This window comes from Legionella drancourtii LLAP12 (assembly GCF_000162755.2).
Classification (GTDB): domain Bacteria; phylum Pseudomonadota; class Gammaproteobacteria; order Legionellales; family Legionellaceae; genus Legionella; species Legionella drancourtii.
On record NZ_JH413807.1, the window covers coordinates 1 to 6032 of the forward strand.

A 6032-nucleotide genomic window follows, 5' to 3' on the forward strand; every position below is an offset into this window, starting at 1 on the left:
TAATATTTTTCGCGTTAATTCGTGAATTATTCGTAATTGACACCGAACCTTGCGGGGTTAAACAATCCATTGGTGTGACACGTATGGAACAGTTTTGTATTGATGGAGAACACCCCCCCATGTTAGAACTTTTAGTATTGACTATTAACGAAGCTAAGTCAGCGGCATTAACGGCTTTTGCGCCTACTGAAAATATACAAACCAATAAAAATAAACTGGACTCTAATGCTTTAACTCTATCCATACACAATACTCCTTTCGTCCAATTATGACTTAATAGCCAATTTTGGAGTATAACAAACATAAGGACTCTATAGGAATATGAGCACAGCTCATTTTTAAAAACTCTTTATTCATTAACCGAGCAAATTCTTAATGCTTTAGCTCATGAACGCTAACTGCAAAACTCGCGTTTAAGGGACGTTTCTTGCTCCTCCTCAGTAACTTTATTAGGCGCATGACTGGCTTGTATAGCAACACCTGACAATAAACCAGATGATGGAAAAGAGTTAAAAAAAACCTGAGGTGACAACGCATTACTTAAAGAGGTAGATAACGGAGATGAAGCAACCTTTTTATATTTTAAATAGCTTATCTCATGAACGCTATATTCCTCATATAATTTGATATCGCCATGAGCATCAATGACCAAAAAATCATGTGGCATAGTTAAGAATGTAGGAGTAATTGAGTCAAAATCCTTTTTAAATAGTTGAGTATATTCCTCATCCATAGCTTTAAAATAGGTTTCGGCATCGTCCTCTTCAAAAGGAATATTTAGACGCTGACAGTCCTGAATATCCTCTTCTTGAGAAGAAGTATAACCAGTAAAGCTTCGTGCAAGATAAACAGATACATCCCTGTGGTCTCTCGCCGAGACACCACCAATCATGTCATTCAAAAATTCGCAGGTATCATCTGCAGTAGAAACATGAGCCATAGCAACTTGATGCCCGCATTTAACAATTAACGCATAACAATTATATTGCCCACAAGAAATAAGTCCTTTGGGATTATCACTTAATAATACCCACTTACCATCCTGTTCCGCTTCAAGCAGAGGAGAGCTGACAACTTTTCCTTTATGGACAAGAGTAAATCGCATTATATTTCCAACAATAAAATCAAATTCAAGCTCATTTTGACTTATTTTGGAACAAAAGTATATCTTTCTCATTATGAAATTAAAATACACTAAAAAAGCAAATGATTTTTTTATTCAACATTGGAATGTGTGAAATAAGTTATTTGATATTTTAAGTTCAATACCGTTTTTTAATTCTTAATTAATATTAAAACTTTCTATTTTGGAATAAATCAATTTCAAAAATAATGTATTCACAAATAAAATCATAATATCTAGCATATTCGGCATCTTAGCATGCTGATATTTAGGGATACCCCGATTATAATCCTATTTGGCACTGAATAATTTTAAAAAGGAAGTAATGTGCTCGATCGTATAGAAGTTCCATTAAAAGATGATAACTTAACAACAGTCCTTAGCGAACAGTTCCCCTTGAATACATGTGCAGAAGAAGACAGTATTTCTTCCCGTCTCTATTTAGTCTCTAATGAACTGCGTTATAGGAACGTCATCAAAGCTTTAAAAAATATTGAAGTGAACACCTCCAATCAAATACGAGTGGGCCTCTTAGTTGGAGAATCTAATATTTTATCGTTCTTACCCCATCTAGCTGGTATTTGTGATTTAGTGCTTATGACAGACATTGAACCTCGTATTGCCATACATAATCGCCATATGATTGATTGCATGTTAAAAACAAAAACACCCGCTGAATTTTTGAATCTATATACTGAAAATCATCCACTTAAAAACAGACCTATTAACTTCGATGGTACCCAAACTCAATGTAGTAGTACTATGTTCAAAAATTTAATTTCCGGAGAATCTATTGGTGGATGTTTTCATTCAAGTCACACAGTACAGAAAGAATCTTTAGGCGAGTACTTTTTTTTAAATAACGCCTATACCTTTATGCAGTGCAAACATGCTCTTCTTGCTTTACCTCTGCTTCAAATTAAATTGAATATTTCAGATGAGAATGAATGCAGTGCTTTCGCTAAAGTGTTGCAAATGCATCAAGGACGCATAACTTTTTGTAATTTAAGTAATATTCATTATACGGTTAGTGTAGAAAAATTAAGAACAACAGTCCCTCTTTTATTAACCAGCGATCCCGATGGCTGCCGGATAATGTTCTCCGAACACGCCGTTGAAAACTCCTCGTCGCTACATACAACATTAACCGAGGGAATAGAAAGTTATTTACAGGCCATAGAACAAAATAAGTTAATATCTCTAAAAGAACAATTTGGGGCAAAAAAATCATGCTCATCCAGTTTAAGTCTTTTTCCTCCACCACCGAAAAGTGAACAAACCAAAAAGCCTCAAAATTGCTATGTAGGATTTTATGATATGCATAATAGAATTGAGACAAAATTTATTCAAAAAATCATTAATGGGAAAGAAAATATCAATGACTATTCCTATATGCTTCATGCTTATAGTTCGTTTAAGGAAGCACAAGTATTTATAGAAAAAATTATTAAAGAAGATGCATATGATAGTTGCAAACATAAGCTTAAATTATTTGCTAGAACAAATAATAAAGCTAATCTTAGGCCAGGGACTTATTGGATTTTTACTGTAGAAGGTACTGTAGACAAAATAAATACTCTATTACGTTATCTTCCTGACAATGGCGTAAAGCACTGCCCTAACGATCAAATCTACGCAAGTCAAAAATTTTCACAGAAAATAATTTCAGTCATTGATAATTCAGAGCAATATAACTTCACAGGAAAAGCGGACAAAGAGTCAGTGATAGATCAACCTGTACATCAGAGTCCATTTAAAAATTTCACCAGCGCCACATAGTGAATTCTGGGAAACGAAGTAGCGACTCGCTTGTACCTGGAAAGCGATCCCAATTATGAGATTAATAGAGCGCCGGATGAAAATATCTCTAAACATCATCAGCATATTTAACAGATTGAGCATGGACTAATTTTCTTATTAGCCCAAGGCTCATTTGGTCGATTGAAAGTGCTTTATTGACCCAAATATTCACTGCCACTAATAAATCATCATAACTATAGCGGCTATTAATGTGCTCGATTTCTCTGATGGCATGTAAACCATGAAATGAACGCATATGTTTATGGATTAATTGTTCCAAGAAAGCCTTACCCTCGCCTTTAGGCACTACGTAATCTACAATTCCACGTTGCAACATCTCTTGGGCAGTAAATATATGACCACTCGTTAAGATCTCACGCGTAATAGCCAGATTAGTTTTTTCCTTAAGTAAATGAAAAGCTCCCATGCCTGGAAATAAATTAAATTTTATTTCTGGTGTGCCAAACATTGATTGTTCTTCAGCAATGATAACATCGCAAGATAAAGCACATTCAAATCCCCCGCCCAATGCGTCCCCTTCAACCAAAGCAATTGGGACAACATTATGTCGAAAGGCAATAAGGTTCTGATGTATTAAGTCGATGCACTGCACCCCATAACGTAGCAAAAGATCAGAATCTCGTTCCATTATGCAATGATAAAAATAATCGAGATCTCCTCCTAAATTAAAGGTATTCGGAATATCTGAGCATAAAATGAAATACAACGGCTCACGCTCTAGGCGGTGGAACATGTGTTCATGTAGCGTTGCTAAATTCTCCAGCAAGATTGATGTAAAACATGGTCTTGGCTGTGAATTCATACGTGCAAAGACTGTATTTTTCTCGACGGTAACACTAAGATCACTTGATAGTGGTAATTTATCAATTTCCACTTGCATTCTGATTCATTTTTGTACAAAAATCTGTAACCATAGTACACACATGATTCAATATCAACAGTTTGGTTGCGTTTTTTATTCTTTCGCTATGAATAAAATAATACAACTCTGAGAAGGACATACCGGGACAAACTATCACTAAAGCTCAATCACTAGATACATTCAAGTGCGTCCTAAAGGATTACACAGTGATTCACTGTATTACATAGAAAAATACCTATCTAAGCTCAGAAAAAAGGAAACCAAGATTGATTGCCTATGAGGTTCATAAGCACTCTCCAATAGAGGTGATTAATAAAGCAATTGTGGCTAATAACTTTAAGTTAATTGATAAAATTAACGATGCACTTGTTGATAAAAAATTACCCAGCCTAAAGAGCAAGAATCATGGCCGGTTATACGGATTAAATACAGGCAAATTAAAAACAAGTTTAGTATCGAATTTAAGATACCTTATCCGTGTTCTTTGTGAAACAAGCGGCCGCAACCTGCTGATTTACAGAATGGACTAGACGATATCAAAGATGAGAGCGCCGTTAATTACCAATACTCTGATAAAACGTCGCCCCGTACTCTTCTTGGCTCATATATGCAAATTAAAGGATTTTAACAGCCACGATTTTCCTTTGAGCTGGATATCTTTGGTCTTGATCTATCCATTAAACTAATGGCGTCTTCTAATCCAACCTTGAGCTCTAATTTTTCCCAAACTGTTAGAATGCACTGATCAATAAACGTCATATTTGCCGAATTGCTCTTTAGAAGAATTTTTGCTTGGAGCGTATTGTTAGTTCTTTTATCATCTGAAAAAAGCACTCTATCATGGTATTTAAGCTTATCTATTAGTGAATTCCACTTAATAAGCGCGACCGAGAGAAGCACATAATTAAGAGCACCGAATTTATCCCCCTTATCTTTAAGATCGGCTATTATTCCAGTCAGTAACGTGATTTTTGAAATATCATCATACATAGATGCAGGGTCTAAAAGTGCGTCGATATAAACCATACTTGGACCAGGCATACCCGCTTTAACCTGAGCCAACACCCCCATTTTTTCTAATTTTTCTAATCGTTCAGGAGGAGCCACTAGAAAACATTCTTTAAGAATCGTCAATGATGCCAATAGATGCGCAATCTGAGGGACGCAATTTTCCAGCTCATAAGAAACAGCAGGATCTTCAGGAAAATCTATTTCTTCGAAATGTTGTGATGCATTTTTTAATAGTTGCAAAATGCAGATTGATTCATCTTCGGAAGACCAGTTAGCAGCAGGAAGCATAGGATTATAGTCGCCCATATCTATAGATTTCATATATGTACTTACTGCAGTAAACAAAGGATTGCTCTTTGCTCCAGCAGAAGGTAACTTTTCCTGATAAAAAAAACGCATATTTATACTCCTTTAATAATCCTTGTTTATCTATCATTGCTAACAAGCTGCAGTTCAATAGATATTATTATTTATATTTGTTCATTCTAGCATGCTTTGCGATGTAGTCTCAAAATATATCGATTTTTTATTAAACACAGCCGTTACTTTCTAAGCTAATTGCTTACGGTTTATAACTAATTATTTCTCTATTAGAAGAATCATCTTGCTGCTGAGCTTCCTCAAGATATTTTTCCCAACATGCTATCCATTCCGACGAATCGCCTTTATTCCAGGCTAAGTCGCTGTTAAAGAGGTTTCCTTTATACTCTGGAAAGGGTAACTGACATAATTCGTCTAATGCTCTTCGCCCCTGCTCAAATGCATGCTTTATGCTCTCTATGGATGCTTGTTCTAACATATTACCCAATTGCCTCATGTGTGGCGGGCTTAAGTAAACGCAATGATCAATACCCAGATATCTTGCTTCCAATATCGAATAGGAACCAGTCGCCATAGAAAATTCGGCATCACGTAAGCCACGCATTAATATCTCAGTACCTGAGATATTCTCTGTATTCTCGGTACGGGGTAAAGCCCTACACTTGAAGTGACGAAGTTTACATTCCAACGCCCACCCCTTATATGCAGCGCTGTTTGGATCGGAACCTATCAAAAGAACATAATAATTTGCACGATTTTCTTCCTTAATCTGTTTGCTAATATTTTGCAAAAAACGAGTTCCACTTTCACCAATCCCATCTTTGCTGCAATAAATAACAATTAGTTTATCTTGACGCGCCTCTCCTTTGTCATTCATATATTGCTTATAATTAG

The 6032-nt window shown here is 35.7% G+C and carries 7 protein-coding genes; 3 read left to right on the plus strand and 4 right to left on the minus strand.

Annotated features, from left to right (window positions below; genetic code table 11):
* The coding region (locus LDG_RS19530) for a hypothetical protein (RefSeq protein ID WP_040534432.1) at positions 1-272 on the plus strand (272 nt) is incomplete at its 5' end.
* 122 nt (positions 273-394) lie between these two features.
* Here LDG_RS19530 and LDG_RS03935 read toward each other — a convergent pair.
* Positions 395-1105: a hypothetical protein gene (locus LDG_RS03935; RefSeq protein WP_006869856.1), complete on the minus strand. Its 711-nt coding sequence runs from the start codon at positions 1103-1105 to the stop codon at positions 395-397.
* A 345-nt stretch (positions 1106-1450) separates the two neighbouring features.
* On the opposite strand from LDG_RS03935, the gene LDG_RS03940 reads away from it, so the two are divergent.
* On the plus strand, positions 1451-2902 hold the full coding sequence (locus tag LDG_RS03940) for a hypothetical protein (protein WP_006869857.1): 1452 nt from the start codon (positions 1451-1453) through the stop codon (positions 2900-2902).
* Between the two features lie 88 nt (positions 2903-2990).
* Here LDG_RS03940 and LDG_RS03945 read toward each other — a convergent pair whose 3' ends face one another.
* Positions 2991-3824 (minus strand): crotonase/enoyl-CoA hydratase family protein, encoded by an 834-nt coding sequence (locus tag LDG_RS03945; protein WP_040534433.1) that lies wholly within the window; start codon positions 3822-3824, stop codon positions 2991-2993.
* A gap of 248 nt (positions 3825-4072) precedes the next feature.
* On the opposite strand from LDG_RS03945, the gene LDG_RS03950 reads away from it, so the two are divergent.
* Entirely contained in the window at positions 4073-4336 is a 264-nt protein-coding gene (locus tag LDG_RS03950; protein ID WP_006869859.1) for a hypothetical protein, read from the plus strand.
* A 94-nt stretch (positions 4337-4430) separates the two neighbouring features.
* On the opposite strand, the gene LDG_RS03955 is transcribed toward LDG_RS03950, so the two are convergent.
* Both LDG_RS03955 and LDG_RS03960 read right to left on the minus strand, forming a co-directional pair.
* Positions 4431-5216 (minus strand): hypothetical protein, encoded by a 786-nt coding sequence (locus LDG_RS03955; protein WP_006869860.1) that lies wholly within the window; start codon positions 5214-5216, stop codon positions 4431-4433.
* Positions 5217-5379: 163 nt separating this feature from the next.
* Positions 5380-6032 (minus strand): hypothetical protein (locus tag LDG_RS03960; protein WP_233491417.1); only part of this gene is annotated, 653 nt, incomplete at its 5' end.

Coding starts and splice junctions, on each gene's coding strand:
- LDG_RS03935 (WP_006869856.1), bottom strand. CDS start 1,105: ATGCGATTTACTCTTGTCCATAAAGGAAAAGTTGTCAGCTCTCCTCTG.
- LDG_RS03945 (WP_040534433.1), bottom strand. CDS start 3,824: ATGCAAGTGGAAATTGATAAATTACCACTATCAAGTGATCTTAGTGTT.
- LDG_RS03955 (WP_006869860.1), bottom strand. CDS start 5,216: ATGCGTTTTTTTTATCAGGAAAAGTTACCTTCTGCTGGAGCAAAGAGC.